Below are 14,005 nucleotides of genomic sequence, written 5' to 3' on the forward strand. Positions count from 1 at the left end.
CAAGATGGAGCCGCGCCACGATTTATCCAGCCGACCCTCCCCCCGCATGATTGGGCAATGGGAGGACGGCAACGCGGCTCGCGCGACGAAAGCCTCTCCATCCCGACGGGGCACCCCTGGTTGCCGCCCTTGCGACCGTGGCGGCAGCACTGTCCGACATCACAAGGCACTCCCTCGCTCTGCAAGGAAACGTCGCCGGGCGCGTTTTCGCTTTGACAGTAACCGCCCATACGATTAAGGGGACCGGCTAATTCATCTTAGGTTTACGGCCGGCATTCCGGCTGATGCCGGTTCGTCCGGCCGTTCGAGAGGCATCGACAGTGGCAAAAGCGGAACTCGGAACCAAGCGAATCGACCCGGAAACGGGCCGTAAGTTCTATGACCTGAACAAGGACCCGATCGTGTCTCCGTACACGGGCAAGTCCTATCCGCTCTCCTTCTTCGAGGAGACCTCGGTCGCCAAGGTCATGGAAAAGGCCGCGGAAGAAGAGGACGTCGCAGAAGTCGATACCGAGAACCCGGAAGTCGAGCTCGTCTCTCTCGAAGAGGCCGACGAGGGCGCAAACGGCGACGACATCCCGGATCTGGGCGATGACGAAGTCGAGATCGACAATGACGATGACGACACCTTCCTCGAGGAAGACGAAGACGACGATAATGACGGCCTGTCCGATCTGATCGGCGTCAATGACGACGACGACGAAGTCTGATCGGCCTCCGCATTCCCTCTCTTCAAGGCCTGCCTTTTTCGCAAAAGGCAGGCCTTTTCTTTGGCGTGATCCCGTTCTTTCGGCGCGCCACCAAGGCGGTTTCCCCGTAAATTCAACAAAATGTCGATAGCATCGATTTTATGACTTGCCATCGTCGGGAAGCGGACGTAATAAGCCGCACCTGCCGGGACGAAACGCCCGGCGGTACCCGGAACCGGCCTTGCCGGACCCTTAATGGGGCTATAGCTCAGCTGGGAGAGCGCTTGCATGGCATGCAAGAGGTCAGCGGTTCGATCCCGCTTAGCTCCACCAAATCTCTCTGGAAATCGAAATCTCTTGCAGCCTCTGCTGTCGATACGTATGCAGGATGACTTGGCGCGTCTGCAGGGTCCTCAGTGACGTCTGCTCGATCGGGCGCAGCGGGATTTGCTAGAGCCGAAGTTCGAAGAGACCGATGGGGTTGTCACTGTTCACTTCCCATCGCATCAGGCCCTGCCGGAGACCGCCAGAGCTTGTTGCCGCCATTCTCCCATAAATGCCCGCCCGATCATGCATGTCGCCCGAACGTGTGCAGCGGTTTCGGGAAACGACATGCATCCAAACAAGAGCGTAAAGCGCGGTGCGTGAATCCTTTTTCACGCACCGCGCTTTGGGGCGCGATCCGGAGGGCGGCCCGAAAGTGCGCTGCTCATGGGATCGTCCATGCCGATATATGCGGCTACAGCGACAGCTCGATCCAAACCGGCGCGTGATCGCTGGTCTTTTCCCATGCGCGGACATGCCGATCAACGCCACAGGTGGTGAGGCGCGGCGCGAGGTCGGGACTGAGAAGGCAATGGTCGATCCGCAGCCCTGCATTTCGCGCAAAGGCATTGCGGAGGTATTTCCAGAAGGTAAAGATCTGCTCGTCGGGATGCAGCGTGCGGATGGCGTCGGTCCAGCCGGTCGCGACCAGATTGCGGTAGGCCTTGCGTACTTCGGGACGAAAGAGCGCGTCGTCCGCCCAGCGCGCGGGGTTGTAGACATCCATATCGGTCGGCATGACGTTGAAGTCGCCCACCAAGGCGGACGGCATACCGAATTCCAGCAATGTCTCGCCATAGGCCGTCAGAGCCTTGAACCAGTCGAGCTTTCGCGCAAATTTGGGTCCGGGATAGGGGTTGCCATTGGGTGCATACAGCGCGCCAACGATGATCCCGCCGGCGATCGCCTCGATGTACCGGCTCTCACCGTCATCCTGTCGCGTTGCATCGTCGTAACCGGGAATGCCCCGCCGGATAAGCGTCGGCTGGGCGTCACGCTCAAGGATCGCCACCCCGTTCCAGGCCTTCTGCCCGTGCCATACGGCCCCGTAGCCTGCCTTCTCCAAGGCCTGCTTCGGAAACTTGGCCTGTGGTGCCTTCAGTTCCTGAAGGCACACGACGTCCGGCCGGGTTTCCTTCAGCCAGCGAAGAAGAATATCCAGCCGACCGTTGATCCCGTTCACGTTATAGGTGGCGATCCGCATGGAGGGCTCAGTGGCCCTTCCGGTCGCCCTTGTCGCCTTCGCCGGGTTTTGCATCCGTCTTGGCATCGTGACGGGCATCGGCTGAAAGGGAGCGACTGACATCGACGCTCTCCTTGAACCGGCCGTCTTCGTCGCGCCGGACGTAACGCTTGTCTGTTCCCGTATCGATCAATTCCCGCTTCGACATGGTCGTCTCCTTTTGGCTGATGACAGGAGATAACTTCGGAAGCCGGAAAAAGATGCGCTCCCCTCCCGCGGGATGAACAACATCGGGTCTTGCCGATCTCCTGGTCCGCCACGCGGTCATAGCGTTGTCGCCAAGCCACGAGGCTCCGAGCACGGATCCGCCAGAGGCGACGATCAGGATTGTCATTGGGAATAGCCTCCTCCAGAAACTGAAAAGCCTGCCGCGGGAGGAGGTGCGGCAGGCTTTCCAAAAGAACCGAACAGCGGCTGGGAGGAGGAGTGCCGCTATTCCTACAGGGTCCGGGGAGGAGGATCGGAGCCCTGAAACACGAAGAGCGCGGGAGGAGGTGCGCTGTTCGATAGGGAGGATCTTACGCGATTTCGAAAAAACCAAAAGACCGTTCATTGCAGTGCAGCTATGCAAGGCAAGCATACCGGTCAAAAGAAACGTCCGTCATTGACCAAATCTTAACCATTCGGAGGTTTTTGGCGTCACTTGCTATCAGCGGCCGACAGCATTTTCGGGCATGTTTACCCCCTCAAACTCTGTACGTTTCTGACATTCCGCGTCGAAGTCATTGTCAACCCTCGAACATAACGATCTTCTTTTTCAGTGCAGGGAGTAGCATAATCGTGCGGAAAACGTTATCGATTGCTAACAAGAAGGGCTGTAGGGCTTCCACCATCCGTCGGGTTGGAAATTCGTTGCTCTTTCTGAAGATTCATACATTCTCGCGCGACGAGAATTCAGCCGGTATTCCGCAGGAGCGACCATGAACGCGAAAGCCCCCCATGCGATCGATGTGTACGTCGGAGGTCGTGTTCGTGCGCGCCGGCTTATTCTTGGAATGAGCCAGACGGCGCTTGGCGATCGCCTCGGCATTACCTTCCAGCAGATCCAGAAATACGAAAAAGGCGTGAACCGGATGGGCGCGAGCCGGCTTCAGGCGGCCGCCGACATCTTGAGTGTCCCGATCAGCTACTTTTTCCAGGACAATCCGAGTGATCAGGCACGTCCCGAAGCGGCCGATTTCGATGCTGTGAACGCCTTTCTCTCGACACGCGAAGGCCTGTCGCTGAACAAGGCCTTCTCGTCCATCAAGAGCCCTGATATCCGCAAGACGGTCGTTGCCCTTGTCACCTCGCTGGCCCAGGGCGAAGAAGCATCTGTGCGGCAGCCGGCGGATGCGTCCGCTACGCAGGCTTCCGCCAACGTTTCCTGATGTGCCCGCTGCGGCTGCAGACCTTCGGCAATCTGGCCCTGAAAGCCCGAAGCGGTGAAGACCTCGCCTTCCCGCAGAAGGCCCTGCTGATCGTCTGCGTGTTGCGCCTGGGCGAGCGTCCGGCGCTGCGGCGGGATGAGGCGTCCGCCATGCTCTGGCCCGAAGCCGATCGCGAGGTGCAGCACATCAATCTGCGCAAGATGGTGTCCCGCGTCCGGAAAGCCCAACTCGCCTATCACAGTGTCATCCTCGATATCGACGAGACGTCCATCGCGCTGGGCGACGACGGGCAGCGGCTGGTGGTGGACGCCGCCTGCTTTCGCCGGGACGATACGTCACTGGAAACCATGCTGGCCTTGCTGCGGGAGCGCTTTCTCTCCGGCACGCTCCCGGACGGCTTTCTGAGGCGCTGGGGCGACCTGCAGGTCGACATGCAGTATCACCGCTTCCGCGAGCGGCTGTTTGCCGTCTCGCGGGACGTCGCGGCCAAGCCGGACACCGTGGTGCTGCGAGAGGCGGCCTTCCTGCTTCTGGAACGCAATGTCCACGATGAACCGGTGCGGGCACTGCTCGAAGACAATGCACCATCGGCGCAGCAGGACGACCTTCTGGGCGACCCGACAAAAGCCTCCCTGTTTCCAGGGCAACGGACGACCGCGCCGAAGAGCCTTCCGTTGGATACGCCGGTCGTCTATGCGCAGGTCATGCCTCACGCTTCGCGGGCGCTCAGCGTCACGGCATCGCTGCCCAGGCTCGCCCTCCTGCCGCCGGCCCTGCGCCTCGGGGCCTCGCGCACCCTCACCGGGACCGTTGCGGCCCTGATCGACGATATCGCCATCAGTCTCTGTACCTTGCGCAATATCTCGATCGTCGCGCCGCACACGGCCAAGCGGATTCAGGAGAGCAACGACAAGATTGCCATGCTGGAAACGCATGCCATCTCCTATCTGGTCGACACCACGCTCTGCGCGGAAGGCCTGCTGGTCCAGATCATCTTCGTTCCCCTCGACCGGGTCATCTGGGCGGAGCGCTTTGCGCTCGACACGCCCTTTTCCTCGCACAGGCGGGTGATCGCCAAGATCATTGCGGACAGCATCGCGACCGAGCTTCAGCGCAACCATGATCCGCTGGTCGAATACGAGCATCATCCGGATGCCTACCGTGCCTATCTCGCCGGCGCGCGCCAGACGAAGGACATTTCGCTCCCGTCCATTCGCGGGGCACGACGCGGCTTTCGCGAAGCGCTTCAGTACAGGCAGGATTTTGCGCCGAGCTTCATCGGGCTCGCACGCACCTACTCGCTGGAATGGGTGTTGACCGCACGTGGCGACAAGAACCTGCTCCACAAGGCGGAAGCGCACGCGCGGCTCGCCATCCAGCAAGACCCTGCGGGGGCAGCAGGCTACAAGGAGCTTGGCGTCGCCAAGCTCTATCTCGGCGACCTCGACGAAAGCCTCGACGCTCTGGCGCGGGCGGAGGCTCTGAGCCCCCATTACGCCGACGCGATCTACAGCTATGCCGACTCGCTCGTCCATGCCTCGCGCCCAGACGAGGGGCTTCGCAAGATCCAGCGGGCGATCGAGCTCAATCCCCTAAGCCCGGACGATTATTTCTGGAGCGCCGCCGGCGCGAGTTATTTCGTCGGCAAGTATCAGGATGCCATCGACTATATCGGCCGGATGACCAATCAATCCTCGGCCGATCGGCTGAGAGCCGCTGCATTCGCCATGCTCGGCGACCTGGCGTCCGCGCGCCGCTACCGCCGCAAGGACCGCGAAACCAATCCGCATTTCGACCTCGATCGCTGGCTGGCGGTTCTACCCATCCGCGAAACATGGCAGAAAGAGCTTTACCGCGAAGGCCTTTCCCGGGCAGGATATTAGCGGCAGATTCGCTTGAGGACCTGTCCTCTCCACTTTGGCGACCACAACCTTACATAGCAGGTGGTTGTCCTTGTCGTTCTTGTCTCAAAGGAAGATCTCATGTCCAAAACTGTCGTTTTCGGCGTCCCCGGGGATAGCCAGCTCTACGTCGCTGATATCGAGGCGGGCACGGTCAAGCCACTGGAAGACACCGACGGCCGCGCTGGCGAACTGCGCGCCGACCGCGCGCCTTTTATTCGCGGCGTCGATTTCGCCGTAGCCCTCGCTCCGGCCGACAAGGCGTTCTCCGGTCTGTTCGACTGACACCGTTGCAGCCGTCAAGCTTCGACCGGATCTGCACCGCGGCCGAAACCTTCGACCGCGTTGCACCTTTCCTGGCAGACTTCGGCATCACGCGCATTGCGCGTCACACCGGGCTCGATCGGGTCGGCATTCCCGTCTGGTGCGCCTTCACCCCCAATGCCAAGTCCATCGTCGTGGCGCAGGGCAAGGGCGTCACCGACGCGGATGCACGAACCTCGGCCGTCATGGAGGCTTTGGAACGGGCGGTGGCATGCAGCCCTGCCGTCGAGACGATCACGGACAACGTCGCCGGATTAAAGCGGCGCGGACGAACGTTTCACACACTGCCGTCACTGGTCGCCGCAGGCCATGACCTGCTGGCTCCAGACGACGATACCGACTGGGTAGAGGGACAGGATCTTCTCACCGGACAATCCATCCTCGTGCCCCGGCAGGCCGTGGTCCTCGACCGGACCCTTAGGAATGCCCGCTATTGGCAATCGTCCGATGGCCTTGCCTCCGGCAACACCTTTGACGAAGCGATCGCCCATGGCCTGATGGAGCGCGTAGAGCGGGACGCCCATGCCCTCTGGCAGTTGCGCGCTCCCGCGGCGCGTCTTGCGACTTGCGTCTCACCTTTCGATTTCGAGTGCCCCGTCATCCACGCGCTGGCGAGCCGGATCGACGCTGCAGGGCTGCGGCTGCGTCTGTTCGATGCCACGAGCAATCTCGGCATCCCCTGTTTTTCGGCCTATCTCGGCCCTCAGGAGAAACATCTCTCGGGACCGCTTCGCCATGTGGACGTCACGTTCGGCGCGGGCGCCCACTCGACCGCGCGCCAGGCTGCCGTCAGGGCGATCACGGAAAGCGCTCAGTCGCGCCTGACCTACATCAGCGGTGCGCGCGACGACGTCTTTCCCGAAGATTACGACAGGCCGCTGGCAGACAGCACGCGGCAGGCGATGCTGGCGGAACCCGGCGCATGGACCCCGCCGCTTCTCGCGGTGCCGGTCGAGCGCGTGGTCGAGACCCTCTGCGCACGGGGTGCAGGACCCTTGATCGCGGTGCGGCTATCCCGACATGAGCTTCCTTTCGCCGTCGTGAAGGTCCTTGCCCCAGCCCTCGAAAATCCCGAGGGAAAGCGACGACAGCGACATGGGACGCGCGCCCTTCGCCAGGCGCTTGCATCATGAGCCCTCGGGAAGAGCGCAACAACCGAAAGGTTCTGTTTGTCGGACCGACCCTGCCGGATGCGGCACGGATCGCGCCAGACCTCGAAATCTGCCCGCCAGCGATCCAAGGCGACGTCTACCGCGCCGTTCGCGCGGGAGCTACCGCTATCGGTTTGGTGGATGGTGGGTTCGAATACACCGCACCTGTCTGGCACAAGGAGATCCTCTACGCCCTCTCTGTCGGCGTTTCCGTCTTCGGTGCGGCGAGCATGGGTGCGCTGCGCGCTGCCGAGTGCCACGCCTTTGGAATGGTCGGAATTGGCGCCATTGCGCAGGCTTATGCCGATGGCGTGCTGGTGGACGACGCCGATGTCGCACAGCTGCATGCCCCCGCGGAGCTCGGCTGGCAAAGCCTCAGCGAACCCCTCGTCAATATCGCCGCGACGCTTGCGCAACCCGGTCTGCGGACCAGCCTCACGGAGGATCTGTGCGACCGGATCGGGGCGGCGGCCCAGCGCCTGCATTTCAAGGACCGGACGTGGCGCACCATATTGAGAAGCGTTGATCTGCCGGACGATAACCGTCGGCGGGCGGTCGAAGCGACCCTGAAAGCGTCTGTACGCAATGTGAAACGGGTCGACGCCTTGCTTCTGGTTCGCGCCTTGCAGGCATGCTCGAACGAACGATCCCGGGAAAAGCCTGACTGGGACTTTCAGGAAACGACACTTTGGCAAACGCTTACGCACGGATGAGAATGCGAAACTTCTAATGTTTATAAGGTGCTTTGCGGAACGTGCAACGCGTCACGCGCCTCATGTCACGCCTGTGTCACGCGCGATTTTCCAGCCGTGTCGCTACACTTGCTCGCAGGATAACGAAATGGCTTGAAACATGACACTCATCAACCCGCTTGCAGGACCGCTAAACGTCACTCTTACCGAGCGCGACCCTCAGGAGGTCCGGGCGCTTGCCCGCCTGATCGTCTTTGCGCGCCAAAATGCGATTGATCTCGATCTGGAAAACGCGGTTCACTGCCTGGATCTCGCTTTGCGCTCGGTGCTGCAGGAAAACGATAGCACCTTCGACGGACTTGTCTTCCCGGAGGCCAGCCTGCACCGGCAGCGCTCGCACTGAACGGCCTTTGCGCCTGCCGGGTGTTTGCGCCAACGACGACGGTCAGCGGCCTGTCCGGCGGCGCAGGCGCCTTTCGAGTGCCGACAGGCCGTCATAGATTAGAACGGCCAGCGCTCCAACAATCAGACCGCCTTGCAGGATGAAGGCAAGGTTGTTCGACTGGAGCCCCGCTATGATCACCTCCCCGAGCGTCCTTGCCGCGACCGTCGAGCCGATAGTCGCGGTCGCAAGGCTTACCGTGACCGACAACCTTATGCCTGCGAGAATGACCGGTGCGGCGAGCGGGAGCTCCACACGGAAAAGTCGCTGCCTGTCCGTCATCCCGGCGCCGCGGGCAGCGTCCATCACTGCCGGCGGCAGCGTCGTCAGGGCCGTCAGGGTGTTCTCGAAGATCGGCAGCAGGCCGTAGAGGAACAGCGCCACCAGCGTCGGCTTTTCTCCGAACCCGAGGGCCGGCACCGAAAGCGCAAGAACGGCAACCGGCGGAAACGTCTGGCCGACATTCACAAGGCTGCGCGACAGAGGCAGAAACTCTGCTCCGAACGGTCGCGTCACGAGGACAGCGAGCGTGACCGCGACCAGAATGGCAGCCGTCGTGGCAATGGCGACGAGGCGCAGATGCAGCAGCGTCAGCGTGAAAAGGCTTCCCTGATTGTAGATCGCAGGGGCGTTTTCCTGAACCAAGGGCTTCAGGATCGGCTCGAACAGCATTGGAGCGATCAGGAAGGTGAGAAGCACGATGAGCAAAAGCGCCCGCAAGGCGAGCGGCAGCCACGCCGTCGCCGGGGCTTTGGTCGTCGCTGGCTCAGCTGTCGTGGAAAGCGCCGTCATCGGCGTCTCGCGGCACGCTGGACCAGGGCATCCAGCGTGATACGGCCCATCGGCCTGCCATCCGCGTCCGACACGGGCGCGGCGTCCCGCCCGCTCCAGAGAAGTTCGGCCAGAGCATCCCGCTGGGTGGTCGTGGCGACGATCGCCGCGCCGGCCGCCTCGCCGGCCTCGACGGCTGCGCCCGCCGTTCCGATCGACAACATGCGGAACGGACGCTCGGCAGCGCCGATCAACGTTTCGACAAAACCCGTTGCAGGACGCTCGACCAGCTCGGCAGGCGGGCCGTACTGGACGAGCTTACCCTTGTCCATGACGGCGATGCGATCTGCGAGATGAAAGGCTTCCTCCATGTCGTGCGTCACGAGAATGATCGTCGTGCCCAGCAGGCGCTGGATCGCCAGAAGATCCTCCTGCGCCTTGGCGCGGATGATCGGGTCGAGCGCGCCGAAGGGCTCGTCCATGAGAAGCACGTTCGGCTCCGCCGCCAGCGCCCGTGCGACGCCCACACGCTGCTGCTGGCCGCCGGAAAGCTCGTGCGGTAGACGGTTGGCGAACGTTTCCGGATCGAGCTGGAACAGCGCCAGAAGTTCAGCCACCTTGGCGTCGATGCGCGAGGTATCCCAACCCAGCAAGACCGGCACCGTCGCAATGTTCTCGGCCACCGTGCGATGCGGGAACAGGCCGTGTCCCTGAATGGCGTAGCCGATGCGGCGACGAAGTTCGAAGCCCGGAACGGAGCGGTTGTCCTCGCCATCCAGACGGATCGTCCCGGAGGTTGGCTCGACGAGCCGATTGATCATGCGCAGGAGTGTCGTCTTTCCGGAGCCCGACGTTCCGACGATGACCGTGACGGTTCGCGGCTGGATGGTCATCGTGACATTGTCGACCACGGTGGTGTCGTCGTAGCGCTTGGTGATGCCGTCGATCTCGATCATGCTGTCCTGCCTGCGCGGTTGAGCGGCGCGTTCATTTCGATGAGGGCGTCGAGGACGATGGCAGCAGCGAAGGCCAGCAGCACGGTCGGCACGGCGCCGAGAAGCACGAGATCCATCGCGGTCTGGCCGATGCCCTGAAAGACGAAGACGCCGAAGCCGCCGCCACCGATCAGCGCCGCGATGGTTGCGAGCCCGATATTCTGCACGAGCACGATACGGATCCCGGTGAGGATCACGGGCAGTGCCAGCGGAAATTCGACGCGCAGAAGGCGCTGTGCGCCCGTCATTCCGAGGCCGCGCGCCGCCTCGTTCGCCTCGCGGGGAACACCTGCAAGACCGACCACCGTGTTCGCGACGACCGGCAGCAGCGAATATAGAAACAGCGCGACGAAGGCCGGTGCCGCGCCGATGCCGCGCACACCGATCGCATAGGCACCGGGCACATGTATCGAGATCCAGCCGAGGGGCGCGATAAGGATGCCGAAAAGCGCGATCGACGGAATTGTCTGGATCAGATTGAGGATGTTCAACACGGCGGCCCGCAGCGGCCGCACCCTATGACAGAGGATTCCGAGCGGCAGGCCGACGACGACGCTGGCAATCAGCGAGCCGAGCGCGAGCGTCACGTGCTTGCCCGCCTCGGTCCAGAACACATCCGCCCGTCCGGCGTATTCCTTGAGGAGCGAGAGGGCATCCCATCGGCCCGAGGCGAAGATGACCGCAAGGGCGCCCAGCGTCACGCCGAGCAGCAGCAGCCGGACGCCGGGCTTCGGCTTCATGCGCGTGATTGCGTCTGCGGCCTGAAGCAAGAAGGCGGAAAGCAGCGTCCAGAAGCCGGACGCCGGGGAAATCCGCGCATAGCTGTTACCTTCCGGGGTGAGAAAGCGACCCGCAGTGCCCATCAGCAGCATCAGCACGAGGACGCCGATGGCGGCGACGATCAAGCGTATGGCCGGCGGGGTGCGCAGGACAGCCAGCACGGCAGCGATGGCCAAGGCAACCAGAAGCGCTGCTCCCCAGGAAGGCGGAAGCGATTCCATGACCGAGCGCGGGGTGCCAGGGACGATGCGGTTGGCGCGAAACGTTGCGAACGGCGCCCAGAACATTCCGAGGCCAAGGAGGAGGGCGATCATAACGCCGAGCTTGTCGAAGCGGATGCGCATGCCTCTCCCGGTGTTTGGCAAGACAACCCGGCGCCAGATGACGCTCCGGCGACGGGGGTATGGTCATGTCGACTGCAGAGATCGTCGGGTTCAGGCGTCTGGATGTCCGGGGCGCCGGGATGTCTGCCGTCTCATCACGAAATGCGCCTGGACCGACACCGGGAGGCCGAACGCCTCCCGTGGCCAGACGAACAAACCTACTTCAGAAAGCCGTTCTTCTTCAGAAAGTCTTCGGCCACAGCTTTAGCCGGCTCACCGCCGACCTGCACGCGACCGTTCAGATCCTGCAGGGTCACGAGGTCGAGCTTTTCGAAAACGGGCTTCAGCAGCGTCTCGATCTGCGGATTTTCCTTCAGCACTGCCTCGCGGATGATCGGCGCCGGCTGATAGACAGGCTGGACGCCCTTGTCGTCTTCCAGAACCACGAGACCGGACGGCGCGATGCCACCGTCCGTGCCATAGACCATGGCGGCATTGGCACCGTTCGTCTGATTGGCCGCCGCAGCGATGGTGGCAGCGGTGTCGCCGCCCGACAGCGTGATCAACTGGTCCGGCTTCAGCGTGAAGCCATAGGTCGTCTGGAAAGCCGGCAGGGCCGCCGCCGAATTCACGAACTCCGATGAGGCCGCAAGCTTGATCGTGCCGCCGTCTGCGACATACTTGCCGAACTCGGAGAAGGTCTTGACCTTGGACTGGTCGGCAAGATCCTTGCGAATGGCCACGGCCCAGGTGTTGTTGGCCGGCGACGGCGTCAGCCAGACGATCTTGTTCGCGTCGTAATCGAGCTTCTTGGCTTCTTCATAGGCCTTGGCGGCATCCTTCCACGCAGGATCGTCAGCTTTCTCGAAGAAGAACGCCGCGTTGCCCGTATATTCCGGATAAATGTCGATCTCGCCCGCCGTAATGGCCTTCCGCACGACCGGCGTTGCACCGAGCTGCACCCGGTCCGTCGTCTTGATGCCATTGGCGTTCAGGACCGAGAGGATGATGTTGCCGAGCACGCCGCCTTCGGTATCGATCTTGGAGGATACGACCACCTGGGCCTCAGCCGCGGCAGAGAAGGACAGGACCGCGGCCGCGGCCGCGATGACGGTTGACTTGAGACGCATGTGAATTCTCCCCTGATAACACAAAAGCTTCCTGCGTCCTTCATGACGCACGCGGTCAGCTTCACCCCACCACACCTGCTGCACGATATTACTCTCGAGCCGGTTGGAGTCGAGGATCTCTTCGGCATCGTCCGTAAGGAGACGCCGATATCGCTGCATAGGCTGGCATATGTAGCGATATCGGCGGAAGAACAGGGTGGGCGTGATCAAAATGAGAAGGTGACGATCGAACGCAACTCAGGAATGTATTCCCGGAGCCTCCTGCCCTGTTCGCTCGACATATTCGGTATATCCGCCGCCATACTGGTGGATCCCGTCGGGCGTGAGCTCCAGCACGCGATTGGACAGAGCTGCGAGGAAGTGGCGATCGTGAGAGACGAAGAGCATCGTCCCCTCATAGGCCGACAAGGCCTTGATCAGCATTTCCTTCGTGTCGAGGTCGAGATGGTTGGTCGGTTCATCGAGCACCAGGAAGTTCGGCGGGTCGAACAGCATCGCCGCCATGACGAGGCGCGCCTTTTCGCCGCCCGAGAGAACCCGGCAGCGCTTGTCAACGTCGTCGCCGGAAAAGCCAAAGCAGCCTGACAAAGCCCGGAGCGGCGCCTGGCCCGCTTTCGGAAAGCGCTCCTCCAGCCACTGGAGCACCGTGCTCTCCCCGTCGAGCAGGTCCATTGCGTGCTGGGCGAAATAGCCGACCTTGACGCTGGCGCCGATGGTGACGCTGCCCTTGTCCGGCGACGCAGTTCCGGTCACGAGCTTCAGAAGGGTGGATTTGCCGGCACCGTTGATACCCATGATGCACCAGCGTTCACGCCGACGGACCATGAAGTCGAGCCCGTCATAGATCGTCCGCGAGCCATAGGCCTTGTGGACCTGCTTGATGTTCACGACGTCTTCACCGGATCGCGGGGCCGGGAGGAAGTCGAACGCAACGGTCTGCCGGCGTTTGGGCGGCTCGACCCGGTCGATCTTCTCCAGTTTCTTGACGCGGCTCTGCACCTGGGAAGCATGCGAGGCGCGCGCCTTGAAGCGTTCGATGAACTTGATTTCCTTGGCAAGCATCGCCTGCTGTCGTTCGAACTGCGCCTGCTGGTGCTTCTCGCTCAGCGCCCGCTGCTGTTCGTAGAAGCCATAGTCGCCGGAATAGCTGTTGAGCGAGCCACCGTCGATCTCGATGATCTTGGTGACGATGCGGTTCATGAATTCGCGGTCGTGCGACGTCATCAGAAGCGCGCCGTCGTAGGTTTTCAGGAAGTTTTCAAGCCAGATCAGGCTTTCGAGGTCCAGATGGTTGCTGGGCTCGTCGAGCAGCATGACATCGGGCCGCATCAGGAGAATTCGGGCGAGCGCAACGCGCATTTTCCAGCCGCCGGACAGCTTGCTGACATCGCCGTCCATCATCTCCTGGCTGAAGGACAGGCCATCGAGCACCTCGCGGGCCCGGCCTTCCAGCGCGTAACCGTCGAGTTCCTCGTAACGTGCCTGCACCTCGCCATAGCGTTCGATGATTGCGTCCATCTCGTCCATGCGGTCGGGATCGGACATCGCGGCTTCCAGGTCGCGCAGCTCGGCCGCAACGACGCTTACGGGTCCTGCGCCTTCCATGACCTCGGCCACGGCGCTGCGGCCCGACATCTCGCCCACATCCTGGTTGAAATAGCCGATCGTCACGTTCTTCTCGGTCGCGACCTGCCCCTCGTCGGGCAGTTCCGAGCCGGTGATCATGCGAAAGAGCGTGGTCTTGCCGGCGCCGTTCGGGCCGACGAGGCCGATCTTCTCGCCTTTGTTCAGCGCGGCCGAAGCCTCGATGAAAAGAAGACGGTGGCTGTTCTGCTTGGAGATGTTTTCAATGCGGATCATGATCGGTCGG

14 protein-coding genes and 1 tRNA gene are annotated in these 14,005 nt (G+C 62.3%); 8 read left to right on the plus strand and 7 right to left on the minus strand.

Annotated elements, in window-relative coordinates:
• Window positions 1-320: 320 nt before the first annotated feature.
• Window positions 321-710: a TIGR02300 family protein gene (locus ASG03_RS05905; protein ID WP_062471147.1), complete on the plus strand. Its 390-nt coding sequence runs from the start codon at window positions 321-323 to the stop codon at window positions 708-710.
• Between the two features lie 236 nt (window positions 711-946).
• A tRNA-Ala gene (locus tag ASG03_RS05910) sits at window positions 947-1,022 on the plus strand.
• Window positions 1,023-1,428: 406 nt separating this feature from the next.
• Here the strand turns inward: ASG03_RS05910 and xth are convergent.
• Both xth and ASG03_RS05920 read right to left on the minus strand, forming a co-directional pair.
• A complete protein-coding gene (gene xth, locus ASG03_RS05915; protein ID WP_062692820.1) occupies window positions 1,429-2,217 on the minus strand; it encodes an exodeoxyribonuclease III in 789 nt (262 codons plus the stop codon).
• Window positions 2,218-2,224: 7 nt separating this feature from the next.
• Window positions 2,225-2,404, minus strand: coding sequence for a hypothetical protein (locus ASG03_RS05920; RefSeq protein ID WP_062471154.1), 180 nt, complete (start codon window positions 2,402-2,404; stop codon window positions 2,225-2,227).
• A gap of 772 nt (window positions 2,405-3,176) precedes the next feature.
• On the opposite strand from ASG03_RS05920, the gene ASG03_RS05925 reads away from it, so the two are divergent.
• From ASG03_RS05925 to ASG03_RS05950, 6 genes are all read left to right on the plus strand, one after another.
• Window positions 3,177-3,626, plus strand: coding sequence for a helix-turn-helix domain-containing protein (locus tag ASG03_RS05925; RefSeq protein WP_062471157.1), 450 nt, complete (start codon window positions 3,177-3,179; stop codon window positions 3,624-3,626).
• Window positions 3,626-5,509, plus strand: coding sequence for a hypothetical protein (locus tag ASG03_RS05930; protein ID WP_062692822.1), 1,884 nt, complete (start codon window positions 3,626-3,628; stop codon window positions 5,507-5,509). The genes ASG03_RS05925 and ASG03_RS05930 overlap by 1 nt, the downstream gene beginning before the upstream one ends.
• A 99-nt stretch (window positions 5,510-5,608) precedes the next feature.
• Complete coding sequence (locus tag ASG03_RS05935) at window positions 5,609-5,812, plus strand: hypothetical protein (RefSeq protein ID WP_062471162.1); 204 nt, start codon at window positions 5,609-5,611, stop codon at window positions 5,810-5,812.
• Window positions 5,813-5,817: 5 nt separating this feature from the next.
• A complete protein-coding gene (locus ASG03_RS05940) occupies window positions 5,818-6,984 on the plus strand; it encodes a YcaO-like family protein (protein WP_156381737.1) in 1,167 nt (388 codons plus the stop codon).
• Window positions 6,981-7,715: a TfuA-like protein gene (locus ASG03_RS05945; RefSeq protein WP_062692824.1), complete on the plus strand. Its 735-nt coding sequence runs from the start codon at window positions 6,981-6,983 to the stop codon at window positions 7,713-7,715. The genes ASG03_RS05940 and ASG03_RS05945 overlap by 4 nt, the downstream gene beginning before the upstream one ends.
• Window positions 7,716-7,854: 139 nt before the next feature.
• On the plus strand, window positions 7,855-8,097 hold the full coding sequence (locus ASG03_RS05950; RefSeq protein ID WP_062692826.1) for a hypothetical protein: 243 nt from the start codon (window positions 7,855-7,857) through the stop codon (window positions 8,095-8,097).
• 42 nt (window positions 8,098-8,139) lie between these two features.
• Here ASG03_RS05950 and ASG03_RS05955 read toward each other — a convergent pair whose 3' ends face one another.
• The 5 genes from ASG03_RS05955 to abc-f form a co-directional block, all read right to left on the minus strand.
• Complete coding sequence (locus ASG03_RS05955) at window positions 8,140-8,928, minus strand: ABC transporter permease (protein ID WP_062692828.1); 789 nt, start codon at window positions 8,926-8,928, stop codon at window positions 8,140-8,142.
• A complete protein-coding gene (locus ASG03_RS05960) occupies window positions 8,925-9,863 on the minus strand; it encodes an ABC transporter ATP-binding protein (protein ID WP_062692830.1) in 939 nt (312 codons plus the stop codon). The genes ASG03_RS05955 and ASG03_RS05960 overlap by 4 nt, the downstream gene beginning before the upstream one ends.
• Window positions 9,860-11,026 (minus strand): ABC transporter permease, encoded by a 1,167-nt coding sequence (locus tag ASG03_RS05965; RefSeq protein WP_062692832.1) that lies wholly within the window; start codon window positions 11,024-11,026, stop codon window positions 9,860-9,862. Before ASG03_RS05965 ends, ASG03_RS05960 begins: the two co-directional genes overlap by 4 nt.
• A 197-nt stretch (window positions 11,027-11,223) precedes the next feature.
• Window positions 11,224-12,135: a glycine betaine ABC transporter substrate-binding protein OsmF gene (gene osmF, locus ASG03_RS05970; RefSeq protein ID WP_062692834.1), complete on the minus strand. Its 912-nt coding sequence runs from the start codon at window positions 12,133-12,135 to the stop codon at window positions 11,224-11,226.
• A 237-nt stretch (window positions 12,136-12,372) separates the two neighbouring features.
• Window positions 12,373-13,995 carry a ribosomal protection-like ABC-F family protein gene (gene abc-f / locus ASG03_RS05975; protein ID WP_062692836.1) on the minus strand — a complete coding sequence of 541 codons (1,623 nt, stop codon included), beginning with the start codon at window positions 13,993-13,995 and terminating at the stop codon, window positions 12,373-12,375.
• Window positions 13,996-14,005: the final 10 nt, after the last annotated feature.

The organism is Rhizobium sp. Leaf341 (genome assembly GCF_001424325.1).
Taxonomy (GTDB): Bacteria; Pseudomonadota; Alphaproteobacteria; order Rhizobiales; family Rhizobiaceae; genus Ferranicluibacter.

Bases quoted from the DNA above. Each gene is read 5' to 3' on its own strand.
- xth (WP_062692820.1), bottom strand. From the start codon at position 2,217: ATGCGGATCGCCACCTATAACGTGAACGGGATCAACGGTCGGCTGGAT.
- ASG03_RS05920 (WP_062471154.1), bottom strand. From the start codon at position 2,404: ATGTCGAAGCGGGAATTGATCGATACGGGAACAGACAAGCGTTACGTC.
- ASG03_RS05925 (WP_062471157.1), top strand. From the start codon at position 3,177: ATGAACGCGAAAGCCCCCCATGCGATCGATGTGTACGTCGGAGGTCGT.
- ASG03_RS05930 (WP_062692822.1), top strand. From the start codon at position 3,626: ATGTGCCCGCTGCGGCTGCAGACCTTCGGCAATCTGGCCCTGAAAGCC.
- ASG03_RS05935 (WP_062471162.1), top strand. From the start codon at position 5,609: ATGTCCAAAACTGTCGTTTTCGGCGTCCCCGGGGATAGCCAGCTCTAC.
- ASG03_RS05945 (WP_062692824.1), top strand. From the start codon at position 6,981: ATGAGCCCTCGGGAAGAGCGCAACAACCGAAAGGTTCTGTTTGTCGGA.
- ASG03_RS05950 (WP_062692826.1), top strand. From the start codon at position 7,855: ATGACACTCATCAACCCGCTTGCAGGACCGCTAAACGTCACTCTTACC.
- ASG03_RS05955 (WP_062692828.1), bottom strand. From the start codon at position 8,928: ATGACGGCGCTTTCCACGACAGCTGAGCCAGCGACGACCAAAGCCCCG.
- ASG03_RS05960 (WP_062692830.1), bottom strand. From the start codon at position 9,863: ATGATCGAGATCGACGGCATCACCAAGCGCTACGACGACACCACCGTG.
- ASG03_RS05965 (WP_062692832.1), bottom strand. From the start codon at position 11,026: ATGCGCATCCGCTTCGACAAGCTCGGCGTTATGATCGCCCTCCTCCTT.
- osmF (WP_062692834.1), bottom strand. From the start codon at position 12,135: ATGCGTCTCAAGTCAACCGTCATCGCGGCCGCGGCCGCGGTCCTGTCC.
- abc-f (WP_062692836.1), bottom strand. From the start codon at position 13,995: ATGATCCGCATTGAAAACATCTCCAAGCAGAACAGCCACCGTCTTCTT.